The sequence below is a fragment of the Akkermansia sp. genome (genome assembly GCF_020860705.1).
Lineage (GTDB): Bacteria > Verrucomicrobiota > Verrucomicrobiia > Verrucomicrobiales > Akkermansiaceae > Akkermansia.
Genome location: NZ_JAJBTT010000042.1, coordinates 1 through 25351, shown reverse-complemented (window position 1 = coordinate 25351; position 25351 = coordinate 1). Strand labels below are relative to the sequence as shown.

General features: G+C 57.1%; 19 protein-coding genes. 12 read left to right on the top strand and 7 right to left on the bottom strand.

Features of this window, described 5'->3' with window-relative positions; translation table 11 throughout:
- The first annotated feature begins 903 nt into the window (after window positions 1–903).
- Entirely contained in the window at window positions 904–1353 is a 450-nt protein-coding gene (locus LIO64_RS09835; RefSeq protein ID WP_290549267.1) for a YhcH/YjgK/YiaL family protein, read from the top strand.
- Between the two features lie 91 nt (window positions 1354–1444).
- Here the strand turns inward: LIO64_RS09835 and LIO64_RS09830 are convergent, their stop codons facing one another.
- Together LIO64_RS09830 and LIO64_RS09825 are read right to left on the bottom strand one after the other, a co-directional pair.
- Window positions 1445–2935, bottom strand: coding sequence for an alpha-amylase (locus LIO64_RS09830; protein ID WP_290549266.1), 1491 nt, complete (start codon window positions 2933–2935; stop codon window positions 1445–1447).
- Window positions 2936–3208: 273 nt separating this feature from the next.
- The gene (locus LIO64_RS09825) at window positions 3209–4582 is read right to left on the bottom strand and encodes an MATE family efflux transporter (RefSeq protein ID WP_290549265.1); all 1374 of its coding nucleotides are present in this window, start codon (window positions 4580–4582) and stop codon (window positions 3209–3211) included.
- Between the two features lie 179 nt (window positions 4583–4761).
- Between LIO64_RS09825 and LIO64_RS09820 the strand changes: the two genes are divergently transcribed.
- Window positions 4762–5205 carry a hypothetical protein gene (locus tag LIO64_RS09820; RefSeq protein ID WP_290549264.1) on the top strand — a complete coding sequence of 148 codons (444 nt, stop codon included), beginning with the start codon at window positions 4762–4764 and terminating at the stop codon, window positions 5203–5205.
- A 110-nt stretch (window positions 5206–5315) separates the two neighbouring features.
- Window positions 5316–7493 carry a family 20 glycosylhydrolase gene (locus LIO64_RS09815; RefSeq protein ID WP_290549263.1) on the top strand — a complete coding sequence of 726 codons (2178 nt, stop codon included), beginning with the start codon at window positions 5316–5318 and terminating at the stop codon, window positions 7491–7493.
- A gap of 131 nt (window positions 7494–7624) precedes the next feature.
- Here the strand turns inward: LIO64_RS09815 and LIO64_RS09810 are convergent, their stop codons facing one another.
- Window positions 7625–8584 (bottom strand): enolase C-terminal domain-like protein, encoded by a 960-nt coding sequence (locus LIO64_RS09810; RefSeq protein WP_290549262.1) that lies wholly within the window; start codon window positions 8582–8584, stop codon window positions 7625–7627.
- 81 nt (window positions 8585–8665) lie between these two features.
- Here LIO64_RS09810 and LIO64_RS09805 point away from each other — a divergent pair, with 81 nt between their 5' ends.
- From LIO64_RS09805 to LIO64_RS09795, 3 genes are all read left to right on the top strand, one after another.
- Entirely contained in the window at window positions 8666–9571 is a 906-nt protein-coding gene (locus LIO64_RS09805) for an SDR family oxidoreductase (protein ID WP_290549261.1), read from the top strand.
- Window positions 9568–10869, top strand: coding sequence for a class I SAM-dependent rRNA methyltransferase (locus tag LIO64_RS09800; RefSeq protein ID WP_290549260.1), 1302 nt, complete (start codon window positions 9568–9570; stop codon window positions 10867–10869). Before LIO64_RS09805 ends, LIO64_RS09800 begins: the two co-directional genes overlap by 4 nt.
- 99 nt (window positions 10870–10968) lie before the next feature.
- A complete protein-coding gene (locus tag LIO64_RS09795) occupies window positions 10969–13437 on the top strand; it encodes a hypothetical protein (protein WP_290549259.1) in 2469 nt (822 codons plus the stop codon).
- Window positions 13438–13453: 16 nt separating this feature from the next.
- On the opposite strand, the gene LIO64_RS09790 is transcribed toward LIO64_RS09795, so the two are convergent.
- Both LIO64_RS09790 and LIO64_RS09785 read right to left on the bottom strand, forming a co-directional pair.
- A complete protein-coding gene (locus LIO64_RS09790; protein ID WP_012420852.1) occupies window positions 13454–13735 on the bottom strand; it encodes a KH domain-containing protein in 282 nt (93 codons plus the stop codon).
- A 320-nt stretch (window positions 13736–14055) separates the two neighbouring features.
- Complete coding sequence (locus tag LIO64_RS09785; RefSeq protein WP_290549258.1) at window positions 14056–15240, bottom strand: class I SAM-dependent rRNA methyltransferase; 1185 nt, start codon at window positions 15238–15240, stop codon at window positions 14056–14058.
- A 302-nt stretch (window positions 15241–15542) separates the two neighbouring features.
- On the opposite strand from LIO64_RS09785, the gene nagB reads away from it, so the two are divergent.
- The 3 genes from nagB (at window position 15543) to LIO64_RS09770 (ending at window position 18342) form a co-directional block, all read left to right on the top strand.
- Window positions 15543–16286 (top strand): glucosamine-6-phosphate deaminase, encoded by a 744-nt coding sequence (gene nagB / locus LIO64_RS09780; RefSeq protein WP_290549257.1) that lies wholly within the window; start codon window positions 15543–15545, stop codon window positions 16284–16286.
- Between the two features lie 616 nt (window positions 16287–16902).
- On the top strand, window positions 16903–17595 hold the full coding sequence (locus LIO64_RS09775; protein WP_290549256.1) for a type 1 glutamine amidotransferase domain-containing protein: 693 nt from the start codon (window positions 16903–16905) through the stop codon (window positions 17593–17595).
- Between the two features lie 18 nt (window positions 17596–17613).
- The gene (locus LIO64_RS09770) at window positions 17614–18342 is read left to right on the top strand and encodes a nitroreductase family protein (RefSeq protein ID WP_290549312.1); all 729 of its coding nucleotides are present in this window, start codon (window positions 17614–17616) and stop codon (window positions 18340–18342) included.
- Between the two features lie 120 nt (window positions 18343–18462).
- On the opposite strand, the gene LIO64_RS09765 is transcribed toward LIO64_RS09770, so the two are convergent.
- Window positions 18463–19191, bottom strand: a complete 729-nt coding sequence (locus LIO64_RS09765) for a TlyA family RNA methyltransferase (protein ID WP_290549255.1) — start codon at window positions 19189–19191, stop codon at window positions 18463–18465.
- A gap of 160 nt (window positions 19192–19351) precedes the next feature.
- Here LIO64_RS09765 and LIO64_RS09760 point away from each other — a divergent pair, with 160 nt between their 5' ends.
- Entirely contained in the window at window positions 19352–19939 is a 588-nt protein-coding gene (locus LIO64_RS09760) for a DUF2062 domain-containing protein (protein ID WP_290549254.1), read from the top strand.
- Window positions 19940–20122: 183 nt separating this feature from the next.
- A complete protein-coding gene (locus LIO64_RS09755) occupies window positions 20123–21004 on the top strand; it encodes a hypothetical protein (RefSeq protein ID WP_290549253.1) in 882 nt (293 codons plus the stop codon).
- A 121-nt stretch (window positions 21005–21125) separates the two neighbouring features.
- On the opposite strand, the gene LIO64_RS09750 is transcribed toward LIO64_RS09755, so the two are convergent.
- On the bottom strand, window positions 21126–21824 hold the full coding sequence (locus LIO64_RS09750; protein WP_290549252.1) for a pirin family protein: 699 nt from the start codon (window positions 21822–21824) through the stop codon (window positions 21126–21128).
- A 209-nt stretch (window positions 21825–22033) separates the two neighbouring features.
- Here LIO64_RS09750 and LIO64_RS09745 point away from each other — a divergent pair, with 209 nt between their 5' ends.
- Window positions 22034–25195, top strand: a complete 3162-nt coding sequence (locus LIO64_RS09745; protein WP_290549251.1) for an AsmA-like C-terminal region-containing protein — start codon at window positions 22034–22036, stop codon at window positions 25193–25195.
- The last annotated feature ends 156 nt before the right edge of the window (window positions 25196–25351 follow it).

Sequence of the window (25351 nt, the reverse complement as noted above, 5' to 3'; positions counted from 1 at the left end):
TGAACTATTCGCACGCTACCGGATTAGCAATCCGCGGAGTTCCGGAGACGTTTCAATCGGAAACTTTTAAAAGAGAAAATACCTGTTTAACAAATACTTGCACGTTTTTTACGGCCACCTGTCGCCTGGGGATTAGTGGGAGTTAGGGCCTCCCGGCCCTAATAGATATTTTGGCGAGCAGGATGGCTGTTATTGAAGGAGAGCTTCCGCTGCGCTCCAGAAAAGCTTTCAACTACGAAAGGCAGGAGCCTTCCGTTCCCAGTCGCCGGAGGCGCAAATCTGCTGTGAGCAAACATTTCCGCCGTTTTTTTGCAAGTTTCTCTCCTGGGAATTAGGGCCTCCCGGCCCTAATGGATACTCTGGCGGAGCGGAGTGAAGGCTAGTAACCGAGAGCTTCCGCTGCGCTCCAAAAAAGCTTTTAACCACGAAAAGCGGGAGCCTTCCGCTCCCAGGCTCCAGAGGCGCACATCTGCTTCCTGAGCAAAAGTTGACGATTCACGGAGGATGGGCAAGGGAAATTTTCAGGAAACGTTTTTCTTCCAAATGTTCTGGCTTGACTCCGGATTGCTAATCCGAGCGTGGGTCTTTTCTATATTTTGGATGATTGAAAAAGAAAGTATTATGGAAACGTTAAGAAGATTTTCTTCTCCTTTGTTAATGTCTGTAGATAGGGGAAAAAGGGGACAAAACGTCTCCATGAAGGGAGGTGAATGGAGGCGGTATTTTCGCCGTCCGTTTCCTGAAGCTCAGCTTTCACCGGCTTTTCATTCGCCGGACAGAGAGGCCCGGTAGCGAAGTATCTGGAACGGGAATTCCGGGAAATCCCGTGGCGAGGGTTCAAAGGATTTGACGGACTATTCCTGCTTATTACAATAGGGGCCGCTCCAGCATGGAGCATGCGCCATGATTATTGCCTCCCTTTCCGATTCCTTCCGTTATGAGACGCTGAATCCCCTTTTCAAGCGGGCCTTTGATTTTGTCAGGGAAGCCGATCTGGATTCCCTGGAACCGGGGCCTCATGTGTTGGAGGAGGACGCCCTGATCGTCATGGTGAATGAGCCGTTGATGAAGAAGCCGGAGAAGGCGCGCATGGAAGTGCACGACAGGTTCATTGACATTCATGTCCCCCTCTCGCGGGAGGAAGGGTTCACCTGGAAGAACCGGGCGGATCTGGAAACTCCCTCCGAACCGTTTCATGTGGAAAAGGACGCTCAGCATTATGACGATGCGGCGGATGCCTCCTTTGTCGTGAAGCCTGGGCAGTTCGCCGTCTTTTTTCCGGAGGACGCCCATGCCGGCTGCATCGGGGAAGGGACGATCCGGAAACTGGTGATTAAAGTCAGGACGGCCTGACCCGCATTCCGGAAGATGATCCGGAGATGGGGCCAGGCCGTTCATCAGCTCCCGGGCAGGCTTGTCTGCCGCCGGGGCAGCGGTTCAGCGTTTATTGTTCATCTTCCACCCTGGCGTCTTGCTTGGGATCCTGAGGAGCGTTTTCCGGAATCCAGACGGCTACGTTGCCGCCGTGGACGATGAATTGTCCGTTGCCTTCTTCGTCAATGGTGACGGTTTCCTCCACGTTGCCGGTGGCTTCCTTCCAGGTTTCTCCCGCGTGCGTCTTGCCCACGTTCATGACCTTGTCTCCGTCCTCCCCGTTGGAGATGAGCACGGCCACGCCGGAATGCGGGTGGTCTTCATCCCCCACGCGGGTGAAGCCGATGGTGTTCGGGTGGTCAAAGTAGTAATTCTGCTCGCCGAAGGCATGGTTTTTGCGGATTTCCAGCAGGTTGTCGATGATGCCGCGGTGCATGGGAGGATTGCCGCTCACTCCGTAATAGTCCCCGTAAAAGATGCAGGGGTAGCCTTCTTTCATGAGCAGGATGAGTGCATAAGCGGAAGGCTTGAACCAGTCTTCCACGGCTGATTCCAGGGAACTGCCCCACTGGGAGTCATGGTTGTCCACAAAGGTGACGGCCAGAGTGGGATGGTTCTGGACCAGCGTATCGTCCAGAATCTTGGACAGGTCGTAATCACGGCCCTGCTTGGAAGCCTGGTACATGTTGTAGTGCAGGGGCACGTCAAACAGGTCCACCTTGTAGCGTTCCTCCTTCAGGTAGGCGTCCAGGGAGTCCTTGTCCTGTTTCCAGTATTCCCCCACGGCATAGAAGTCTTCCCCCCTGTCCTTGCGCACGGCAGCCAGGAATTTTTTAATGAACTCATCATTGATGTGCTTGATGGCGTCCAGCCGCATGCCGTCCAGATCCAGTTCACGGGACACCCAGACGCCCCATTTTTCCATCTCCTTCACCACTTCCGGATGGTCGAAGTCCAGGTTGGCGAACATGAGGTAGTCATAATTGCCGTTTTCCTCATCCACGCCCTCGCTCCAGTCCTTGCCGTCCCCCATGATCTTGAAGATGGCGGTTTTTTTCGTAGCTGCGTCGTAATCCGTGCCGGTGAAATGGTACCAGTGCCATTTGAAGTCGGAATACTTGTCTCCGCGGCCGGGAAAGTTGAAGCCGGTCCAGCCTTCGATTTCATAAGGGTCCGTGATTTCCTTCTCCCGGTCCCCCTGGTCCACTTCCTTCACCATGAATTTTTCCGTATAATCGGCTCCGGCCTTGTGGTTCATCACGGCGTCCAGGTAAACGCCCACATGGTGTTCATGAAGGGCCTTGATGGCGTCCTGGAGTTCCTGCTTGGTGCCGTACTTTGTCCGGACCGTGTTCTTCTGGTCGAATTCCCCCAGGTCGAACAGGTCGTATGTGCCATAGCCCACGTCATTTTGCTCCTTGGCCTTGTAGGCCGGCGGAATCCAGACGGCCGTGACGCCGATTTCCTCCAGATGGGGAGCGTCTGCCTTCAGCTTGTTCCAGAACTGCCCGTCATTGGGCAGGTTCCACTCAAAGTATTGCATCATGATTCCGTTTTTCATTTTGTCAGATTCCTTGTAAGTTGATTTCGTATTGGTCTGTCTTGAGGCTTGCCGGCTGATGGGAAAAGCGGTTCCCTGGCGCCGGGCGGCACGGCTCCGGAGGATGATTTCACACGGAGACCTTAACAAGATAGATTCCAAAAAACGCGGCGCGTTCGGCATACTGCCGGTGTTATGTCCCGCAAAAATGGCGGGGAAGGGGATGAAAAGCGGGAAAAAAGAGGCTTTTCCGTCCAGCCGTTCCGCGTTCCGGGAAGGCCAGGGGACGGCTGCTTACGCTTCCGCCAGATAATGCCTGTTTTTCAGGCGGTAGTATTTGAGGAACCGGCGAATGAACAGCAGGGTGACGATGAAGGAAAGCACGTCCGCCAGCGGGAGGGAGGCCCAGACGCCGTCCTGCCCCCAGAACCTGGGCAGCACCAGCAGGAACGGCAGCAGGAAGAGCATCTGGCGTGTCAGGGAAAGGAAGATGGCCAGCCGGGGCTTGCCGATGGCCTGGAAGAAGTTTCCGATGATGATCTGGCTTCCGATGAGCGGAAAGGCCAGCATGCAGATAGTCAGGCCGTTGGCCGCCAGGCCGATGAGAGCGGCGTCATCCGTGAAGATTCCGGCAATGCCGCGGGGAAAGAGGATGCAGGCCAGGAAGCCCAACGTGGTGAAGGAGGTTGCCGCCAGGACGCCGTATTTGAGGGTGAGCAGGACGCGGTCCGGCTTCATGGCCCCGTGGTTGTAGCCGATGATGGGCTGCATGCCCTGGGTGAGGCCTATGACGAGCATGGCGAACAGGATGAGGATGCGGTTGATGATGCCGTAGGCTCCGATGGCCAGGTCTCCCCCGTGGTCTGCAAGCTGCCTGTTGATGGCGACGGTGACTGCGCTGCCGCATACGTTCACCAGGCACGGGGCCAGGCCGATGGACAGGATGCTTGTAACAATGGCTTTTTTCAACTGCCAGATTCCATGGCGGAAGCGGACCGTGCTGGCCGGATCTGAAAAATGGAGCAGCACGCGCACCATCCCGGTGATCTGGGCAAGGAGGGTGGCCAGGGCGGCCCCGGTGATGCCCCACTTGAACCAGAAAATGAAGATGGGCGCCACGGTGATGTTGATTCCCACGGAGAGCAGGGTGGAGCCCATGGCCTTTTTCGGGTAGCCGGTGGCCCTCATGACGTGGTTGAGGTTGAAGAAGACGTACGTGACGGGCAGCCCCAGCAGGGTAACGAGCATGAAGTCATACGCATAGGAGAGCGTTTGCCCGCTGGCCCCGAAGGCGGTCAGGATTTCCTTCAGGAAAAGAAGCGTGGGAATCGCCAGCACCACGGCGGCGATCAGGCTCATGATGAGGACGTGCCCCAGCGTGCGCTCCGTTCCCTCCTGGTCTTTCTTTCCCAGCCGGATGGAGCTGATGGCCGCCCCGCCGATGCCCACCAGCGTGCCCAGCGCGAAGGTCAGGTTCATGATGGGGAAGGTAACGGCCAGGCCGGAGAGGGCCAGGGGCCCCACGCCATGGCCGATGAAGACGCTGTCAATGATGTTGTACAGGGAATACACCACCATGCCGGCGATGGAGGGCAGGGAGTACTGGACCAGCAGACGCCATATGGGGGCATTTTCCAACTCTGCGATATTGCGTGACTGGGCTGCCATGAAGGGACCTCCTTTTCAGACGGGAGGCAAACTATAGGAATGCCGGAAGGGGTTGTCAAGCTGTCCACCCGTCCGGAGAGGAGCCATTTTTCTGCCGGATCAGCCGAAAGGCCTGTTTTTGATTGACTGGGGAAGCTTTTGGAGGTTGATTCCTTTCCGCCATTTTTCAGGAATACGCCATGTCTTTATCCGTTTTCCCTTTCCTGCGCGCCGCCGTTTGCGGAGCCGCCCTTCTGTGCGCCTCATGCCTGCCCATGCTCGGCACCGGGCAGATGCTGGCAGGCAGCAGCCTTGCGGACGGCCTGCTGTCCACCTCTTCCCTGGAACTGGTCTGGAGGGGAGACCTTTGCTCCTTTCCTTCCTCCGGGCTGGAGACGCCCCGCGGCTTCAGGGTCTCTCCCGCTGATTCCTATTCCCTGCTGATGGAGGCAAGGCCCGGCATTAGCGGGGAATGGGCCTGCTACCGCGACCGGAACAATTACTACTGGTCTTTCGTTGCCGGGAAGAAGGAGGATGAAGCTGGGCTGTATGCCGTGCGCCACGGGGTAGCCGTGAACGGAATTACCGGGGAAATTGAAGACCGCCCCGCTGTGCAGGCTCCCCCGTCTCCCTCCGTCATGTAGGAGGGGGTTCTGGTCTTTTTGCAAAAATCGCTCTAAAAAGCCCGTTTTACGGATAGCTGAACACGATAGGTTTGACAGGCGGGGGGTGTTGCAGGCGTATTATTGGCCGCATGAAGTTCCTTTTACTCTCGTTTGCATGGCTGTGCATGGCGTGCGCTGGTTCGTGGGGGCAGGATACGGCTCCTTCCTTCCCGGCCAACGGGGCCAATTATAAATTGTTCCCGGCGGACCAGCCGCCGCTGGTTCCCAAGCCCCAGCAGCTGCGCTGGGACGGCAAGGCCATTCCCGTGCAGTCCGTGCGCATCCTGGCTCCTTCTCCGTCCAAGACTTCCTATCCGGAGCAGATGAAGTTCATCGTTTCCGAATTGAAATCCTTTCTGGCAGACCACCGCGTGAAGGTGGCTCCGGACGGGGCGTTTGCCATCAAGTTCGTGAAAGGGGACGTCAAGGCCGGCACGGAAAATCCCAAGCTGAAGGAGGAGGCCTATTCCCTCCGCGTGACGCCCGGCGGCGCGCTCATTACGGCAAAGGACACCAAGGGGTTTTATTACGGCATGAAGACGCTGGAGCAGCTTCTGTTACGGCGCGGCGGAACCACGACCGTCGCCGCGTGCGACATTGTGGACTGGCCGGATTTTGAAATCCGCGGGTTCATGAACGACGTGGGCCGCAATTACATGCCGCTGCCCCTCATCGCGCAGGAGCTGGATTCCATGGCGCAGCTGAAGCTGAACGTGTACCACTTCCATTTCACGGAGCATCCCGGCTGGCGGCTGGAATCCAAGATTTATCCGGAGCTGAACGATCCCAAGAACTTCACGCGCATGCCGGGCAAGTTTTATACGCAGAAGGAGTTCAAGCAGCTGGTGGAATACTGCCGCCTGCGGAATATCCTGCTGATTCCGGAGATGGACATGCCGGGGCACAGCCAGGCGTTCCGGAAGGCGCTCAACGTGAAGATGAGCGATGAGAAGGCCACCAAGGCCCTGGTGGCCCTGATCAAGGAGATGTGCTCCCTGGTTCCCAAGGAGAAGATGCCCATCATCCACATCGGCACGGACGAGGCGCACGGCAAGGACGAGCAGGTGAACAATGACATTCTGAAAGAGTACGTCAATGCCGTGGAATCCTGCGGGCGCACGCCCATGAGATGGCATCCCGGCCTGACTCCGAAAGGATACAACGGCTCCATCCAGCAGTTGTGGTCCGGCCGCCAGAACCGCGGCGCATGGCCTACCAACGGGGCGAAGTACGTCGATTCCCTGGAAACCTACCTGAACCATATTGATCCGTTTGAAACGGCCATGACCATGTATTTCCGCCGGGCGTGCCCCTTCCAGAATGCGGACGGCCTGGGCATGATGCTGTGCTCCTGGCCTGACCTGGAAATCACGGATCCGCGCAACCAGGTTCTCCAGACGCCCGTTTACGCCGGCATGGCGTTCGTTTCCGAGCCCTTGTGGAACAACCCCCATGAAAAGGTGCAGGGAGACCCCAACCAGGATGAGTACATGAAGTATTTTTCCAATCTTCCCGTGCAGGGCGATCCCCTCCTGAAAGGGTTTGCGGAGTATGAAAACCGCGTGCTCGCCATCCGGGACCGCTTTTTCGTGAACAAGGAGTTCAATTACGTGCGCCAGGCGAACATTCCCTGGAAGCTGCTGGGGCCCATTCCCCACAACGGCAAGACGGAAACGGAATTTGCCCCGGAAGAGGACAACAAGACCGGGAAGATGAAGGATTCCTATGAGATTGACGGCGTAACCTATGAGTGGTCCAAGGACGCCTACACGGGCGCCACGATCATCTTCAAGCATTACTGCGATTTTCCGACCCTGTTCAACGGGGCGAAGATGGGAGCCTTCCCCCACAAGAATCATACTTATTACGCGCAGACCTGGATTTATTCCCCGAAGGCTCAGACAGTGCCTTTCTGGATCAGCGGCCATACCTGGGCCACGTCGGACTGGCGCAACGGTCCGGCGAGCGTTCCCGGCAAGTGGTTCCATGCGAATCCCAAGTTTTTTGTGAACGGCCAGGAAATTGAACCGCCCAAATGGGCCAAGCCCCGCAACGGCGGCGTGATGGTGGATGAAAACTACCATTTCCGTGAACCTTCCATGGTGCCTCTCAAGAAGGGCTGGAACCGGGTGCTGGTGAAGAGCCCCAACAACAATTCCACCCGCAGATGGATGTTCACGTTCGTTCCGGTGCAGGTGAATCCCAAGACGCCCGGCTGCAATGTGAAGGAATACCCCGGCCTCAAGTTCGCCGCGGAACCGAAGTAAAGGTTTTTCCGTTGTTCCCGTTCCATGATAAAGGCATGAAGCGCTTTCTGCTTCATGCCTTTTTTGTGCACGGACGGGCGCGACGGGAAAGGAGGGAAAGGAGGGAAAGGAGGGAAAGGAGGGAAAGGCTGTCAGAGTTTTTTCCAGGGCAGGGCTTCCAGCATGGAATCAAAGCCCAGTCCGGTGCCGGACGGTACGGCTACTTGCGGGTTCATGCCGCCCATCTGGTCAATGAAGGGGTCCGGTTCAAAGAGGAGGTGCGTGCAGAGGCCGCAGAGCGGGATCTCCGTGGGAAGGGCGTTGCGGTAATAGTCCGCTGCCCGGTAAACGGCCCAGAGCTGCCCCACCGGATGGTCCATGACCGTGGTGAAGACGGGGGACCCGTAAAGGTTGGCGGGCGTGGCTTCCCGCGCTGGCTTGACAATGCGGATGATGGGAAGGTCAGAGGAGATGGCCGGCTGATGCTCCGAGTCCGAACCCATGTCCAGGGCCAGCGGCATGCCGGCGTCTACCAGCCGTTCCCAGCTCTGGATGGAGAAGGGGCACGGGTCTTCAATGAAATCTATCCGGGTTTTCAGGTGGTGGGGCAGGGATTTCCAGAATTTCAGGGCGTCGTTTTCATTCAGGCAGCCATTGAAATCCAGCCGCCAGCGCCATAAGGGGACCATGGAAGCCAGCATCGTCAGCCGTTCCAGAGCGGCGGCCAGGTTGGGACTGGCCTTGATTTTTCCGGCCTTGAATCCCTTGGACTCCATGATGCGGATGGTGGCGGGGCTGACGCAGGAGGGCAGCGTGGCGTGGCTGGCGGGAATGTGGAGGCCGTCAAAAAGGCTGACGCCCCGCGCCCGCGCCTCTCCGTCTATCAGGGCGCATTCCAGGGCGCGGATGCCCAGAGGCAGCGGGTTTCCTTTCCTGAGGGCGTCCAGTTCCTCCTGCAAGGTGGCGTCGCCCAGCTCCGGCCAGGGCTGGATGCAGCCGTACCCTCCCTCATCCGTTTTAATGAGGGCCCCTTTCCTGCACACTTCCGCGGCTCTGGCGTTCAGAGGACCGCAGGCTGTTAAAGAATATTCATGGTAAAACACAACTTTCATTCAAACAACCTTTCCATCTTTTGTCACGATGAAAAAAGGTTTTCATTGGATTTTGGAGGGGGAATGGATAAGCTCTGCGTCATGTACAGAACATTGGTGTTCGGGGCATGCGGCCGGGTGGGGAGCCGCCTGGCGGCGCATCTGCGGGAAGAAGGCATGGACGTGGTAGATTGCGGACGGGATGCCTGTGATTTAAGGGATTTAAGCGCTTTGAAACGCGTGCTGCTTTCTTCCGGCGCTACCCATGTGATCAATTGCGCGGCCGTGAGCGGACTGGAAGCCTGCCTGGATGATCCGGAGACGGCCCACCGCGTGAATGCCATGGCTCCGGAGATGATGGCCCGCATCTGCCGCATGGAGGGCATGCGCCTGATCCATTTGAGCACAGACTACGTGCTGGACGGCAGGAGGGGCGGCCTGAAGACGGAGGCGGGGAAGTGCCGCCCCGCCAATGTGTACGGGGAATCCAAGCTGGAAGCGGAGCTCCGAGTGCGGGAGGAGATGCCCGAGGCGCTGGTGGCCCGCGTTTCCTGGGTGTTCGGCAATCCGGCGCGGCCTTCCTTCCCGGAGATGGTGCTGCGGAAGGCGGTGAACGGGGAACCTCTCTCTGCCGTGGCGGACAAGTGGTCCATGCCCACGTGGGTGGAGGATTTGTGCGGGTGGCTCCGTTTCCTGGCTTATGAAAGTGATGCGTCCGGAGTGCTGCACCTGTGCCAGTCCGGGGAACCCGTCTCTTGGCACGGGTATGCCGTGGCAGTCCTGAAAAGCGCGGCAAGGCACGGACTGCTGCCTTCTTTGCCGCCTGTGGCGGAACAAAAGCTCGACGAACAGTCCGGTTTCAGGGATGCTCGGCCCAGGCATACCGCCATGTCCTGCGAACGGCTCGCTTCCCTGATGAAACGGCCTGTGAGGACGTATGAAGAGGCCATTGACCTGGCCGTAGCGCACTATGCTTCAGATCCAACATTCCGCTCCTGCATTTCATGAACGATTTCCGCAATTCCCGTGATTCCCGTCCCAAGCCCTCCTACCGGGACCGGCGCTCCCAGACGGCGCGTCCGCGCACGTCTCCCAAAAAGAACCTGTTTGTCAACAAGTCCCCGGAGGGCAGCGGACAATGGCTCGCGCCGTGGGTGGAGCTGAAGTATTTTACGTATAATCCGGCCGTGTTCCCGCGCATGCTCGGCTCCGTCAGCGGGGAAATTGCGCCGGGAAGCCTGGTGCACGTCTATGACAAGAACGGGGAACTATTCGGCGCCGGTTTCTGGAATGAGGCGAGCCGCACACCCCTGCGCATGGTGTACCACGGGAAGGATGCTTTTTCCGAACGGGACCTGGACGCCGCTCTGGAACGCGCCGTCAAGCTGCGCCGGGAGATTCTCCGCCTGGATGAGACCACCAACGCATACCGTGTGCTGCACGGTGATTCCGACGGCCTGGGCGGCCTGGTTGTGGACCGTTATGCGGATGTACTGAGCCTGGAGGTAAGCACGCTGGCCGTCTGGCAGCGGCTGGACCGCTGGCTCCCCCTGTTGCACCGCCTGTGCGGCACAAAACGCCATGTGGTGCAGGTGGATGAAGGCATTGCGCGCATGGAGGGCATCCGTGCGGAGGACGCCCCGGAATCCCCGGCCCCCGTCAGGCTGGTGAAGATTGTGGAGAATGGCATCACTTACGAAGTGGACTTTGCCCAGGGGCACAAGACGGGCTTTTTCTGCGACCAGCGGGATAACCGCCTCAAGTTCGCCTCCCTGGTGAAGGGGGCGACGGTGCTGGACCTGTGCTGTTACAGCGGCGGTTTTTCCATTGCCGCCAAAATGCTGGGAGGGGCAGCGGAAGTCACGGGCGTGGATCTGGACGAGAAAGCCATCGCCATGGCGAAAAGGAACGGGAACATCAACCAGCAGCGCATTGAGTTCGTGCATGCGGACGCTTTTGTTTACGCGCGCCAGATGGTGCGCAACGGCCGCCTGTTTGACGCCGTGCTGCTGGACCCTCCCAAATTCATCATCGGCAGGGACGGTTATGAGGAGGGCATCAAGAAGTACCATGACCTCAACATGCTGGGGCTGCAATGCGTGCGGCCCGGCGGCCTGTTCGTCACCTGTTCCTGTTCCGGGTTGCTCTCTCCTTCGGAGTTTGAGCAGACCGTCATCAAGGCGGCCCAGCGCCAGGGGCGCAAGCTCCAGATCATGGCCATGACCGGCCCCGGCTGGGACCACCCCTTCCTGAGCACGTATCCGGAGGGCCGCTATCTGAAGGTTCTCTGGGCGATTGCCCTGTAACCGGGTTGCGCGGCGTGCGGAACGCATCTGAAAAAAGCTGGAAGAACCTTTCCGGCGTGTTGACGGGTTTTCCTCCTCCCTGCTTTCGTGGGGAGGAATATGGCAAAACAAGTATTACAGCGGCTTAGTTTCACAGCCGGGGAACTGACCCCGTGGCTGGCCGGCCGCGCCGACCTGGACCCTGTGTCCCGCGGCGCTTCCCGGTTGATGAATTTTCTGGTCAGCCCCTTCGGCGGCCTCCGGCGCAGGCCGGGAACGCGCCTGGTGGCCCGTGCGGGATGCACGGAGGGGGCCGTGAGGCTGGTCTCCTTCAAATATTCTACAGGCGTCCAGTTCATGCTGGAAGTGGGGCGCGGCTACATCCGTTATTTCAAGGATGGCGCGCCCCTGCCGGATGCGGAGGGCGGCGTGCTGGAAACGTCCACCCCATGGAAGACGGATGAACAGGTGAGGAATCTCCGGCTGCAGCAGCTGAATGATGTGATTTACTGCGTGGAGCCTGCCACCCCGCCCATGACGCTTGCTCGCCATGCGGATGACGATTGGCGGCTGGAGGCGCTGGAGTTTTCCGGTATGCCTTATGAAAGCTCCCTGTTCAATGATGTGAGGCTGGAATGCCGGGTCATGCGGGAAGGGAACGTCAACAGGTTGCTGGCAAGTACGGACGAGGATGTTTTTACGCCGGAAATGGAGGGAAAGGAGTTCCTGTGCGTCACCAGGAAGTACGGAGAGGCCGTCGTGGAAGGAACCCAGATGCCTTTTTACCATCTGACGAACCTGGACCGGGATCTTTACAAGGGAGAGACGTTTTCCATGGACAGGGAGGACGGCTGGCGCCAGACCTATACCTGCATCCGTGATTTCAGCAGGAAGGACGACTACCAGGCGGGAGTGAACCGTCCGGAGCGGTACACGGCCTTTTTTGAAAAGGGCTCCGATGCCAGCGCCCGCGTTTATGTCCGCGGCGCGTGGACGCTGGAAACGACGGGTAACTGGGATGCGGAGTGGGAAGTGTGCCGGGGGTATCCGGACGGGTCCAACTACCTTCCCAACCAGCCTTCCCTGGTATGGCATTCCGTGAAGAGTTTCCAGCAGAGGGAAGGGTTCCGGAACAACTTCGCCCTGAGCGGCAATGAAGAGGAAATGTCCTATTACAAAATCCGCCTGATGGCGTACAAGAATGGCAGCTCCACGGGAAAGCCCGTGTTCCGCGCCTCGGCGGGTTCCTTCAACCATGAAATGGTGGTGGAGGAATACGTTTCTCCCCGCAGCGTTTATCTCGCGAACGCCCTTCACCTGTCCTATTACGGGCTGAGCGACTGCGAGACCAATGACTGGTCCTTCGGCGCGTTCGGCGTCAGGAACGGGTATCCGTGCACGGTGGAATTCCATCAGGGGCGCCTGTGGTTCGGCGGCACTCCGGGGCAGCCCCAGACGCTATGGGCCAGCAGAGTGGATGATTTCTCCGCGTTTACGCCCGGCATTCCGTCGGATTCCCCCATGATCCTGACCATGGCGGCCTCCCAGCAGAACAGTATCTCCTGGATTTCCTCCCTCCGCGGGCTGATGATAGGAACCAGCGAGGGGGAATGGCGGCTGGGCTCCTCCGGCCAGGAAGGAATGAATGCAACCAATGCGGAGTTTGAGCGCCATTCCGGAGTGGGGTCCGCCTCCCTGGACGCCCTGACGGTGGAAAACAGCCTTCTTTTCGTGCAGCAGGGGAGCATGAAGGTGCGGGAATTGTTCTATTCCCTGGAGGCGGACGGGTTCCTGACGCGTGACGTCAGCCTCCTGTCCGATCATTTGCTCACGTCAGGGATTGTGGACTGGACGGTTCAGAGAAGCACGGCCTTCCATGTCTGGTGCGTGCTGGGGGACGGCAGTGCCGTGTGCATGACGCTGAACAAGGAACAGAACGTGGTGGCGTGGCATGCCCACCGTCTGGAGCATGGCCGCATTTTATCCGTGGCGTCCCTGCGGGGTTCCCGTGACACGCCGGATGAGGAAGTGTGGTTTGCGGTGGCGCGCGGGGAAGGGGAGCAATCCTGCATCACCGTGGAACGCCTGGCGGACGGCAATGCCTGCATGGACGCCTGCACGGAGACAGTTGTGCAAGGGGAGGCTCTGTCCGGGCTGGGCCATCTGGCTGGGTGTGAGGCTCTCCTAGTGGATGGGAATGGCATGTGCACGCCTGTCAGCATTGACCGGGAGGGAAGGGGGGCCTGCCCGGGAAGGAGGGACGGGGAACGCGTGTCTGTGGGACTGCCCGCCCCGGCGGAGGTAAGAACCCTGCCGCTGGAAACGCTTGAGACGCTGGGGAGGTTTAAAAAACAGCTTGGAGCCCGGGCCCTCCTTCACGAAAGCTCCCTGAAGTTCCGCTACGGAACGGGGCACCCGGATGCGTGGAGGGACTTCCAGCCCGGCAGGTATGGCGTGGAGGAGCCTTATTCCGGTTACGTGCGGATGATCCACAATTACGGCATGGATGAGCAGTCCTCCTTTGCCCTCCGCGCGGAAAGTCCGGAACCGTTCAATTTGCTGGCCCTGGTGCTGGATGTGGAATTATAGGCGGGAAAGGGGGCGTTTACGGCTGTTCCGCCGCTTCTTCATGGGAAAGCATGTGCACGATGACCTTGATGCCGTGCTTTTCCCCGGCCGCCTTCGCCAGGGAGCGGATGGCGGAAGCCGTCATTCCGTTGCGGCCGATGATGCGGGCCACGTCCGTTTTTTCCAGAATCAGGCGGAAGCGGACGGCGTCTCCCTGCGGGGACTCCGCAACGCGCAATTCCGCCTGTTCCGGGTGTTGCACGAATTGCAGGGCGATCAATTGCAGGTACTGGCGGATTTGTTCTACGGCAGGATGCATGAAGGGAAATGTGGGTTATTTCCCATACCCTACTATAAAACCTCCTGATTGGAAAGATACAATTCCAGACATTCCCCGAAAAAGAAAGTCGCCCCGGCCGTAAAACGACCGGGGCGCCCCAACTACCCTATGAAACTGGATCCGTTAAGATCCAGAGAGCTTTTTTAACGAGCGCTCACCTGCTCGAAACGCAATATAGGGCAGCGGAAAGGGATAAGCAAGTATTTTTTCATTAAAACGATTGTTTTTATTCAGGAAAAATAACATCGTTTTTTTTACAATATCAGTCCAGAGAAAATGATATTGTTATTACAACGAAATCATCTTCCCGGAAGCAGTTCATAAGTGAAGCCCTTAAGATATTCCGTTTCTGGAATGTTCAGTAAAACCGGATGGTCCGCCCTCTGGCCGTGTTGCTGTATCAGGCGCAGGGTGGCGGGCGCGTCTATGGCGGCGTCCAGCACGCTTTCCCTGAACAGGTCCGCTCCGGCGTGGTGGGAACAGCAGAAGGTGGAAAGAATGCCTCCCGGGGCCAGAAGCTTCATGGCGCGGAGGTGGATTTCCTTGTATCCGCGCATGGCGTCATGCACGGATTTTTTGTTTCTGGTGAAGGAGGGCGGGTCAAGGATGATGAGGTCCCACTTGTGTTCCCCTCCGTCCCGGACGAGGGCCGCCTCCTTTTTCAGGAAGTCAAAGGCGTTATCCGTAACGCCCCGCACGGAAACGCCGTTCAGCTGCGCGTTGCGCGCCACGGCGTCCATGGCATCCTGGGAGACGTCCACGGCCGTTACCTCGGCGGCTCCGGCCAGGGCGCAGGCCAGGGCAAAGCCGCCCTGGTTGCAGAAGCAGTCCAGCACGCGGCGCCCGCGGGCAAAGCGCGCGACGGCCGCGTAATTGTCCAGCTGGTCCATGTACAGCCCGGTCTTCTGCCCCGTCTGGAGGTCTATCATGAACTGCACGTTGCCGCTGCGTGCGGCAAAGGGTTCCGGTTCCTGTCCGCGCGCCACCCGGACGGAAGGTTCAATGCCCTCCGCCGCCAGCATGGGGGAATCATTCCGGACGATTATTCCACTGGGGGAGAGGAGTTCTTCCAGAACGTTCAGGATAATGGGAAGGCGCCGCTCCATGGCGATGGTCAGCGTCTGTACGACCAGGTAATCCGTATAACGGTCAATGATCAGGCCGGGCAGGCCGTCAGACTCGCTCCAGACAAGGCGCGTAAGCGTTTCTTCCGGCAGTTGCCGGCGGCGCAGCTCCACCGCCTGGCTGATGCGCCGGAAAAAGAAGTCCGCATCCAGTTCCTGCTTGCGGCGGGAGAAGCGCCTGGCGACGATCTGGGAATGGGGATTGAACATGGCGGACCCCAGAAAGCGGTCCTTGAAGTCTTTCAGCGCCACTACGTCCCCCGGCTGCGGATTGCCGAAGACCTTGCGCACTTCCGTGCCGTAAACCCAGTCATGCCCCTGAAAAATGCGTGCTCTTGGAGAAATAATCAAACCTGCCATGTCAGGAAAGGCAATACATGATCAGGGTGAAAAGTTCAAGGGTAATGCGGACGGCCTTCCGGGAGGCGGGCGGCAGGCTGCCTTTTTTAAAGAGCGCCGGGCTGCGGTTGAAAAATCCCTGCATTCGCATCACGCTCCCGGGGACGAGCCGCCCTCTTCCGGATGATCCGGATTTTTTTCCTGCTGGCGGACGGGTGGCGGCTGCCGTTTCCGGGAATTTTCCGCACAAGCGCGTCCATAGGCATCATTCCGGGACTATTTCGGTTGAAAATGCCCGGAAACGAAGTAAAATGCGGCGCGTTATGAAAGTAGAAACTTTTGAAACTCCCCAGGATGCTGCCAAATCACTGGCAGGAGAAGTTGCCGCGTTGATCCGTACGCGCGCCGCCGAAGGCAGGAACGTGGTTCTTGGCCTTGCCACGGGCGCCACTCCGCTGCCTTTTTATGCGGAACTGGTCCGTCTGCACAAGGAAGAAGGCCTTTCCTTTGCCAACGTCATCTCCTTCAATCTGGACGAATACAGCGGCCTGGACCATGACCATCCGGAATCCTACTGGTACTTCATGCACACCAATCTTTTCAACCACATCGACATGAAGCCGGAAAACATCAATCTGCCCTCCGGCACGGTGAAGGGTGATGAAATTGCCGCCCACTGCGCCGCCTATGAACAGAAGATCAAGGACTGCGGCGGCATTGACCTCCAGATTCTCGGCATCGGCCGCACCGGCCATATCGGTTTTAACGAACCCGGCTCCGACGATACCACCATTACCCGCCAGGTGCACCTGGACGAACTGACCCGTTCCGACGCCGCTCCCGCATTCGGCGGCATTGAAAATGTTCCCACCACGGCCATTACCATGGGCGTGGCCACCATCATGGGCGCCCGTGAAGTGGCCCTGATGGCCTGGGGTGAAAAGAAGGCTTCCATCGTGAAGAAGGCTGTCCAGGGTCCTGTGACGGTGGACGTGGCCGCCTCCTACCTGCAGAAGCATCCGAACGCCAAGTTCCTTCTGGACAAGGGCGCCGCTTCCCTGTTGTAACCCCTCCGTTTCAACACGAACACGCCGCTTTTCCCGATTGGTGGGAAAGGCGGCGTTTTTTTGATGAAATGAAGGAAGGCTGAATCTTCCTTTCCAGCGGGGAGATGCCGGAGAGTCTCGCGTCATGTTCAGACGGAGGGTTTCAACGAATAAGGATTTTGTGTCATTGGGGGAAGCGCGGAACGGATGTGGCTGTTCCGGCGAACGCAGGGCGGCAGGGAAGGGAGAGGAACCGTTTTTCCCCTCCATGGCCAATTCGGCAGGATGAATGAAGAATGGATTTTTACAGAAACTTGGCAATGAATGAGTTTTGGTGTTGGTTGGGGATATGGTTTCCCGTGATTTCCTGTTTGCGGAGATAGCTCTGAAGCCCGGAGGAAAACCCGGAGTTTCCGCGGAGAATTCCTTTTAAAAGAGGCACGGCAGGTTGGTCCTTTAACCGGCTGCGCGTTTTTATTAAGATGGAGTGATGCATTGACAAAGGTTCTGTTTTCCGCGCATGGTTGAAGTGCCAATAAATGAAAAATAACATATGGCCGGCAGTGTATCATTAATAGTTCATTCATGAATTACAGATGATGGCCGATTTTATATATAGAACAGGAGAAACAGAAAAATGAAACAAATGAAGATACTGATGGTCGTCACCGGAACCGGGATGTTCCCCGACGGAAAAGATGAAACGGGATTGTGGCTCAGCGAGCTTACCCACATGTACGACAGCGCGAAAAAGCAGGGATATGAGATTGTCATTGCGAGTCCGAAGGGAGGCGACATCCCGGTTGATCCCACGAGCCTGAAGACGATGTACATGGACAAATTGTCCAAGCAATACTGGGACGATTCGGAATTCCGGAATGTGCTGCGGCACACGAAAAGCCTGGATGAAGTTTCCGGACAGTTGTTCGACTGCATTTATTTGGCCGGCGGCCACGGTGCAATGTTTGATTTCCCGGATAATGCCGTTTTGCAAACGCTCATCAAGGAGCACTATGAAAATAATAAAGTAGTTGCGGCTATTTGCCATGGCGTATGCGGATTATTAAACGTGAAACTCTCTGACGGGCAATATCTGGTAAAAGATAAGAAAGTCACGGGATTCAGCTGGTTTGAGGAAGGCCTGGCCGGAAAGAAAAAGGAGGTGCCTTTCGATCTGGAATCCGCATTGAAGGAACGGCGGGCGGATTACAAGAAGTCTTTGATCCCGATGATGCCGGAAGTCGTGACCGACGGAAACCTGATCACGGGCCAGGACCCGTTCAGTTCGGAGAAAATGGCTGAAACGGTGATGGACCGGTTCAATCAATAATAAGTGGCAGTGAACGTGATGAATTTGGAAGAAGCCTTGATTTACCGGCGGGCTGTGCGGGTCTTTGATAAAAATAAACCGCTGGACCCCGAGAAGGTAAAGCACTGCCTGGAATTGGCCGCCCTGGCTCCCAGCAGTTCAAACATGCAGTTATGGGAATTCTTCCAAATCACCCGGCCCGAATTGATAGCCCGCATTGCCGGGGCCTGTCTCGGCCAGTCGGCTGCCGTCACGGCTTCGGAAATAGTCGTTTTCGTGACGCGGCAGGACCTGTACCGGCAGCGGGCGCAATCCGTCCTCGAATTCGAGCGTGGAAACATCCGGCGGAACAGTCCGGAGGAACGCCAGGCCAAGCGCATCAGGGACCGGGAGTTATATTATGGGAAGCTGATGCCGTTCCTTTATGCTCGTTGTGGCGGCGTTTTGGGTGCTTTCCGGGCTTTGCTGGCCAGGGGAATAGGACTTTTCCGCCCTATGATGCGCGAAGTTTCCGAGTGCGATATGCGCGTTACGGTCAACAAGTCCTGCGCCCTCGCCGCCCAGACGTTCATGATTGCCATGGCCGCTGAAGGGTACGATACCTGCCCGCTGGAGGGATTTGACAGCAAGCGTATGAAAAAGCTGTTGAAATTGCCTCATGGCGCCGGGATCAATATGGTTGTTCCCTGCGGAATACGGGACGGAGAGAAAGGTATCTGGGGCGAGCGGTACAGAGTTCCGTTCGACGAGGTTTACCGCAAGCTCTGACCCGCCTGGAAAGGAAAGTCCAGCTCCGTCGGCAACGTGCAGTGTCAGGGGGAAGCGGGGGTGGACCGCCTGTTGCGGCGTTCCGGCGGCATAATATGCCTCACAGGAAAGGGCCTCCGACTACTTGAGCCACGCCAGGAATTCATGGTTGCCGTCCGTGCCGGTGATGGGGGAGGGTTCGCATCCCATCCAGGAGCGGTTCAGATCCTCCGTGACGAAGGAGCGTATGGAATCCACCGCCCGCTGATGCAGGGCCGGGTCCCTGACGATGCCGCCGGGGCCGATGTCCTCCGGCTGGAGTTCAAACTGGGGCTTGATGAGTACCAGGGCGTCCCCTCCTTCCTTCAGCAGGGGGAAGGCGGCGGGAAGGATTTTTTTCAGGGAAATGAAGGAGACGTCGGAAACGATCAGATCCACCTGCTCCCCGATGTCCTCCGGAGTCATGTAGCGGGCGTTGAATTTCTCCTTCACGATGACGCGGGGGTCCTGCCGCAGTTTCCAGACGAGCTGGTTGGTGCCGACGTCGATCGCGTGGACTTTGACGGCGCCATGCTGCAGCAGGCAGTCCGTAAACCCCCCGGTGGAGGCGCCGATGTCCAGGCAGACCTTGCCCTCTGCGGATACGGGGAAGGCGTTCAGGGCGCCCTCCATTTTCAAGCCGCCGCGGCTGACGTAGCGGGGACGGTTCCTGATGGCGATGTCCGCGTCTTCATTGACCTTGAGCCCCGGCTTGGTGGAGGGGTGGCCGCCCACGCTGACTTCTCCGGCAATGATGAGCCTCTGGGCCAGTTCCCGTGATTCTACGAGGTTGCGGGAAACCAGAAGGACGTCGAGTCGTTGCTTGCTCATGATGGGGAAGAAAGGTGCGTACGCAGGTATTTCATGAAACCGCATGGGGAATCAAGAAAAACCGCGCGCAAAGGGCGTTTGGGGATAAAATTGCGGCATGGCGCCCGCTGGAGCATTTTACGATTGATTCAGCGCGGATTTATACGAGACTTTGCGGCGAATGGAACACCGCTACAGGCAATTGATGCGCAAGGTCAGGCTTTACCTGCTGACGGAGGTGCGCAAAAAATCATGGACCAGCAAGTTCCTTTCCGCCCGGATTTTCGACCATGTTTACTGGTCCTGGGACAGGCAGTCCGTGGCTACGGGCGCAGGGTGGGGCGCGGCGGCGGCGATTGCCCCGCTTCCCATGCAGAGCCTGTGGGGCGTGTTCGCCTGCCTGTGGCGCAAGGGCAATATTCCCGTAGCCATCCTGATGGCGTGGCTTTCTCCCCCCGGGTTTACCTTCTTTGCCATTCCGGCCCAGTGGTGGCTGGGGTGGTTCCTTTTTTCCATCGTGGGCCTTCCCACGTCCGGAGCAAACTGGCAGATGCTGAAAACAGCGGTGCAGCAGTGGTCCTGGGCTCCCTTTGACGGGCTGGGCATCGGCATGGTCAGTTTGGAATTCGTGACGGGCTGGATTATTTCCAGCGTCGTATTGGGATGCCTGTGCTATGGACTGGTGCAGGCTGCCTGGGGGATAGGCCTTTTTCTGCGCAGCAGGAAAAATTCGGGTAAGTCTTCTTCCGGGAAAGGTTTTAGTAAATAAATCTACCCATTCTATCCTGTGTTGTGCAGTAAGGAGTATCAGTTCAATCCTCAAACGCAAAGAATAAGTGGAGTTTGTGAGGACGTGTCGAAATTCGGATGTACGGCTGAGGCTTATTCAGATGGTACCGGAAATCATTATAACTATTTAGGGCCTAAAGAAACGGATTAACGGAATTAAATTATGAAAATGCAGTCTTGTCTTCTCTCCCTCTTTATGGGAATCGTGGTTTCTTCACATGCGTCAGATTTTCCAGTTCCCTTGGAGAAACCCAGTAGTGTCAAATTCTTAAGTAATGTTCCAGAAGATTTCAAAGCCTTGGATGTTTTGCTCAAGGAAAACAAGCTCAAGGAATTTTATAAAAAATCTCGTGTTTTTTATATTAAAAACCATCCAAAATCTCAAGATCTTGAATCCATCCGGGAGTTTTTCTGGCTTGCCTATTATGTTTCCTTCGCTCCTCTTTTTCCTTTTGAGGATTACGATTGCAGGACAACGGCTTCCTTTAACGACAATATAGATTTACGGCTTTTGGGAAATGTTTTTAATCGTTTTCTCAAAATAGCCCGGAATAATCTGGATGAATTCACAACCCAGCAGCCCCTGAAACGGAAGGAATTGGCGCATCTTTTCAGCCTTTATGCCGCCCGCATGCTGCACAGAGTGCGGGGTGCCTATGTTGGCGATTTGCCGGAACGGGAAAAGGCCGCCCGGCTGGACTATAAGAAAGCGCTTGCCGAACGCAGGGAAAACGCAACTACGCTGGAAGAAAAACTTGATCCGTTTGGAGCGGAGACTGGAAGGATGGCTACTAATTTGAATAATAAAATAGTGGCCAACGACGGAAGGAACATGGAGATTAAAAATACCCTCGAGAGGATGGAAGAAGATTTCGTGCCCACTCTTGTCCGTCTGTTTCCCGGAAAAAAGGGAGAGGTCATCAAATATATCCGCATGGCGGGCTATCAGGAAGGGGAAATCAATGACCTTGTGGACCGTACGGTGGGGCGGGATTCCTCCACGGAATTCCTGTACAAGGGACGCAGTAAAAAGGATGCCAGATAAAGTCTTGTTAATCCTTCTTTTTTACGGTCCCAAGCCCTTCGTGGTTGCGGCTGGAAGTTGAAATCACGGAGATTCCCCGGTGTGCCTTATGTAGGGCGAAGCCGGAGCATCGTTCCAGCCGTCAGACGGCCACTTCCATCAGCAGAACGGTTGAATTCTGAAGGGCTTCTATGGTGATGGAGTCCGTATCCGTGATTCCGGCTCCGTCCCGGCGGTGCAGCACCGTATCTCCGATCTTGATTTCCCCGTCGATGACGAAGACGTAGACGCCCGTGTTCTGGCACTTGAACCGGTATTCCCGTTCAACGCCTCGGTCCAGCTCCGCCCAGGAGAACCAGGCCTGCTGCATGATGGAGATATCCGTTTCCGGCGCCAGGAAGGTGGAGATTTCATTGTGTTTCAGCAGGGGCTTGATGTCGTAATCCCGGTATTTGGGGGGCGTGTTGACCCTGTCCGGAATGACCCATATTTGCAGGAATTCCAGGAGTTCCGAGGAACTGCCGTTGAATTCACTGTGCTGGATGCCCGTTCCGGCGCTCATGACCTGGATTTCCCCGCGCGTGATGGTATGGCTGTTGTTCAGGCTGTCCCCATGGCGCAGCTTTCCTTTCAGGGGAATGGAAATCACCTCCATATTCTTGTGCGGATGGGTGCCGAAGCCTTCATCCGGCAGAACCGTGTCGTCGTTGAGAACGCGCAGGGCGCCGAATTGCATGCGGTCCGGATTGAAGTAATTGGCGAAGCTGAACGTGTGGTACGTGTTCAGCCATCCGTGGTTGGCATGCCCCCGGGATGATGCACGGTCAATGATGATATTCATGTTGATAAGATTGGTATTGAAACCGGTTTTTCGCCGGTAAATGGTTTGACCGGATGGGATGCCAAGCCGTTCAAGGAGGATGACAGCATGCCCCCGTGGCTGTAAAATAAATCGGCAACGTAAATTGATGGTGCAATGTCTCTTATTTTAAGGTACCGTGTCGGGGTACCTGTGCAAACAATATAAGGCGTATGGCTCATCGGACATTCATGAGATGGATCAAGGGATTGATTCCCTCAATGATTATTTTGCTGTGCGCCTTGGTGCTGGGGTGTATTTGCTATGTGGCCATCTGGGGCGTTCCCTCTTTCGTGGTGCAGCGCGTGGAACAGGCTCTTCTGGAAAAAGGCGTTCCCGTTCATATAGAAACGCTGAAAATTTCCCTGTGGCCCCGTGCCGTGGTGACTTTGAAGAACGTGGAACTGCTGGATCCGGAGGCTCCTCCGGAAACGCGCAGCTCCGTAGCGCTGCTGCATGAAGCGGATGTGGCCCTGAACTGGAAGGAGCTGATGGACGGGCAGGTGGTGCCGGAACGGCTGAATGTGAAAGGTTTGGACATCAGGCTTCCCGTGGATGCGGAAAAGCCGGAGAGGATTTTTTCCACCACAGGGCTGAATGCGGAGCTGGATCTGGGGCGTCCCGGCATGGTGGACATTGTGAAGGCTGACGCCCTGGTGCAGGGTATCCGCGTGACCGCCCAGGGCGCTTTTTCCGTCGGGCAGGGGGATTCCGGTGATTTTGTGCTGAAGCCCGCGGACGTGGCTGCCGTCAGGAAACAACTGAACCTGGTGCTGAAGTACCTGGACCGGGTGAAATGGCCTGAAGCGTCTCCGCCCGAACTGGCCGTCAATCTAAGCGACGATCCGAACGGGGACTTGCGCGTGGGAGTGGACTTGCAGGCGCTTTCCCTGAGGTACGGGAAAATCCGGGTCAGGAATTTCCTGTTCAGCGGAGATTATGCGGATTCCGTCATTATGGCCAAGCGCTTTACCATGCGGGATGCGGAAACGGCCGGTTTTGTCAATCTTTCCCTCCAGGCTGATTTGAAGAAACGTTCCCTGATCTGGGATGTCCGCAGCACGGCTCCTCTGGTGTCCTGGGCCGTGGCCGTTGTTGACGAAGCCCTGGTTCCTCGCGAAATGAAGTTCTTGAGCGAGCCTCGCGTGCAGGTTTCCGGCCGTGCTGTTTTTACGGAGAACTGGGAGGGCGTGGAGCATGTGAACATGACGGGGTCCGGCTCCATGGGCGCCTTTTCCGTGCTTGGGGAGAAGTTTGAGAGGGCTTCCTGCGATTTCAGCTACGAGGATGGCAATTTTTATGTAACGGATCTGGATATACGGCATCACGGCGGCAGCTTTTCCGGCAGGGTGATGGGCGTGGACGGCGAGATCAAGGTGGATGTGCACAGCACGCTGCCCATGAATGCCATGCTGGACATGGCCCGGTCCATTGCTCCTGAAGACGTCAAACTGCCGCCTACGCTTGAGATCAACGGAGATCCTGAATTGAAGGTGTATGGCACCGTTGAGATGGGAAAGGACTGGAAGGGGCCGTTCCGGGTGGACCGCCTGCAGGTTGAGGCCGCCGTAACGGATATATCCTACCAGGGAGTGGAATTTTCCTCCGCTTCCGCCAGGGGGGAATTGATCGGCCGTTCCATCAATATCACCGGGATGGACCTGGTGCGGGAGGATGGACGTGTGAAGGTGGAGGGCAGCTACCTGGGGACCGATCTTGTTTTTACGCTGGAGTCTGATTTGAAGCCGGAGCTGCTGGTGGCTCTGGCCGGGAATTTGGCTCCCGTGCCGGAGAGTTTGAAGCTGCCGGAAAAAGCGGTGTTGAGAGTGCATGGCAGACTGGACATTCCGGAAGGAAAGCCCGTGGAGCCTACACTGGTCCGCGTGCGCGTCAATGCGGAAAACCTGGCCTGGAACAAGGTGCCCGTCAAGACGGCGAATGTGGAGGTGGAGTACCGCCCCAACCAGCTTTTTGTCCAGAATTGCCGGATAGAGTTGGGAAAAGGAGTTTTTGAGTTGTTTGCCAACGGTTTTCTGGACGGCCAGATGTTTGTGATGGGGCAGTCTACGGTTCCTCTGGAGACGGTGGACCGGCTGCTCAACATCAAGGAGGACGATTTTTTCATGAGCCGCTTCGTGTTCCGCAAGGATTCAGGCCTGGAGCTGTCTTTCCAGGGAACGCTGGGCCTGTACAATCTGGAAAAGGCGTATGACCTGCAGGCCACTGTTTCCGCAACGAATACCCGGTACAAGGGGGTGGACCTGAAGTCCGCCCGGGCGGATGCCCACCTGGTGACGGACCAGCTGGTTTTGACTAATGTAACCACGGTGGTTTCCAATGGGGATTACTTGTCTTCCGCAGGGTTGTCCGGCGGTCCTGCGGAGTGCACCCTCAAGGCCAAGAGCATAGATTTCCATTTTGTGCAGGATACGGTGGAGGTGCTGGGCATGGAAGGCCAGGCCTATCCCGGCTATACCATACGCATGTTTTCCGACAGCGCCGCCAAGGTCTTGAAGGAGTTCGTCTTTACGCGGCCCGTGACGCTTTCCGGCGGAGGCATGTTCCCGATGGGGGATGACATGAAGCTGATGAAGGGGCGCATCCGCTTTGACGCTTCCGCGGGGCGCGTGCGCTATCCGTTGCTGGGAACTACGCTGGACCTTGGGAATACGAAGGGGGAAGTGCTTATTTCCCCGCAGTGGGTGGTAGTGGATAAAATGAAGGGTACTATTTGGCAGGGCTCTTTTACGGGCCGCGTGCTGGCCCAGATTGACGACGGGGACGCCCTGAACGGCTCTTTTGTCCTTCAGGACATGAACCTGACGGCCATCGGGAGGTCCTACGACAAGAAGATGGACAAGGCCACGGTGCACGGGGCTATTGAATTTTCATCCAAGGGGGGCAACATGGATTCCATCCAGGCAAAGGGGGAAGCCGCCCTGGTGCATGGGAATCTGGTGGAAATCCCCCTCTTCGGTTTTTTGGGAGAAGCCCTTTCCAATTATATTCCGGGGCTGGGCCACCTGATCAATTACAAGATTACCAGGGCCGATTGTGATTTTTCCATTGAAAAGGGTTATATCCGCACCAGCAATTTCTCAGCCAAGGGCAGCAATATGTCCCTGGAAGGGGGCGGCTGGATACGCCTTTCCGATTTGCAGGTCAATTCAGATTTCAAGCTAAGGCTCCGTGGTTTTCCGGGAATTATTACTTCTCCCGTTTTCCTGTTGGCCGGGGGATTGTTCCAGGTGCGCGGTACGGGGCCTTTAAGCAATGTTTCCTGGAGTTTTGCGCCGTTTTCCGGCGGGAAAGCTCCTGTTCCTCCCGCTGCTGCCCCGGCGCGGAGGAGGTAGGAGGGGATGGAGTACGGTTAAGAGTTGAGAGTTAAGAGTTAAGAGTTAAGAGTGGAGTTACCATTAACTGTTCCCTATTAACTGTTAACTAAAAAAGAGGACCGCTCCGGCTCTTGTCCGGAACGGCCCTGGAAGTCCGGAGAGTGAAAAGTATCT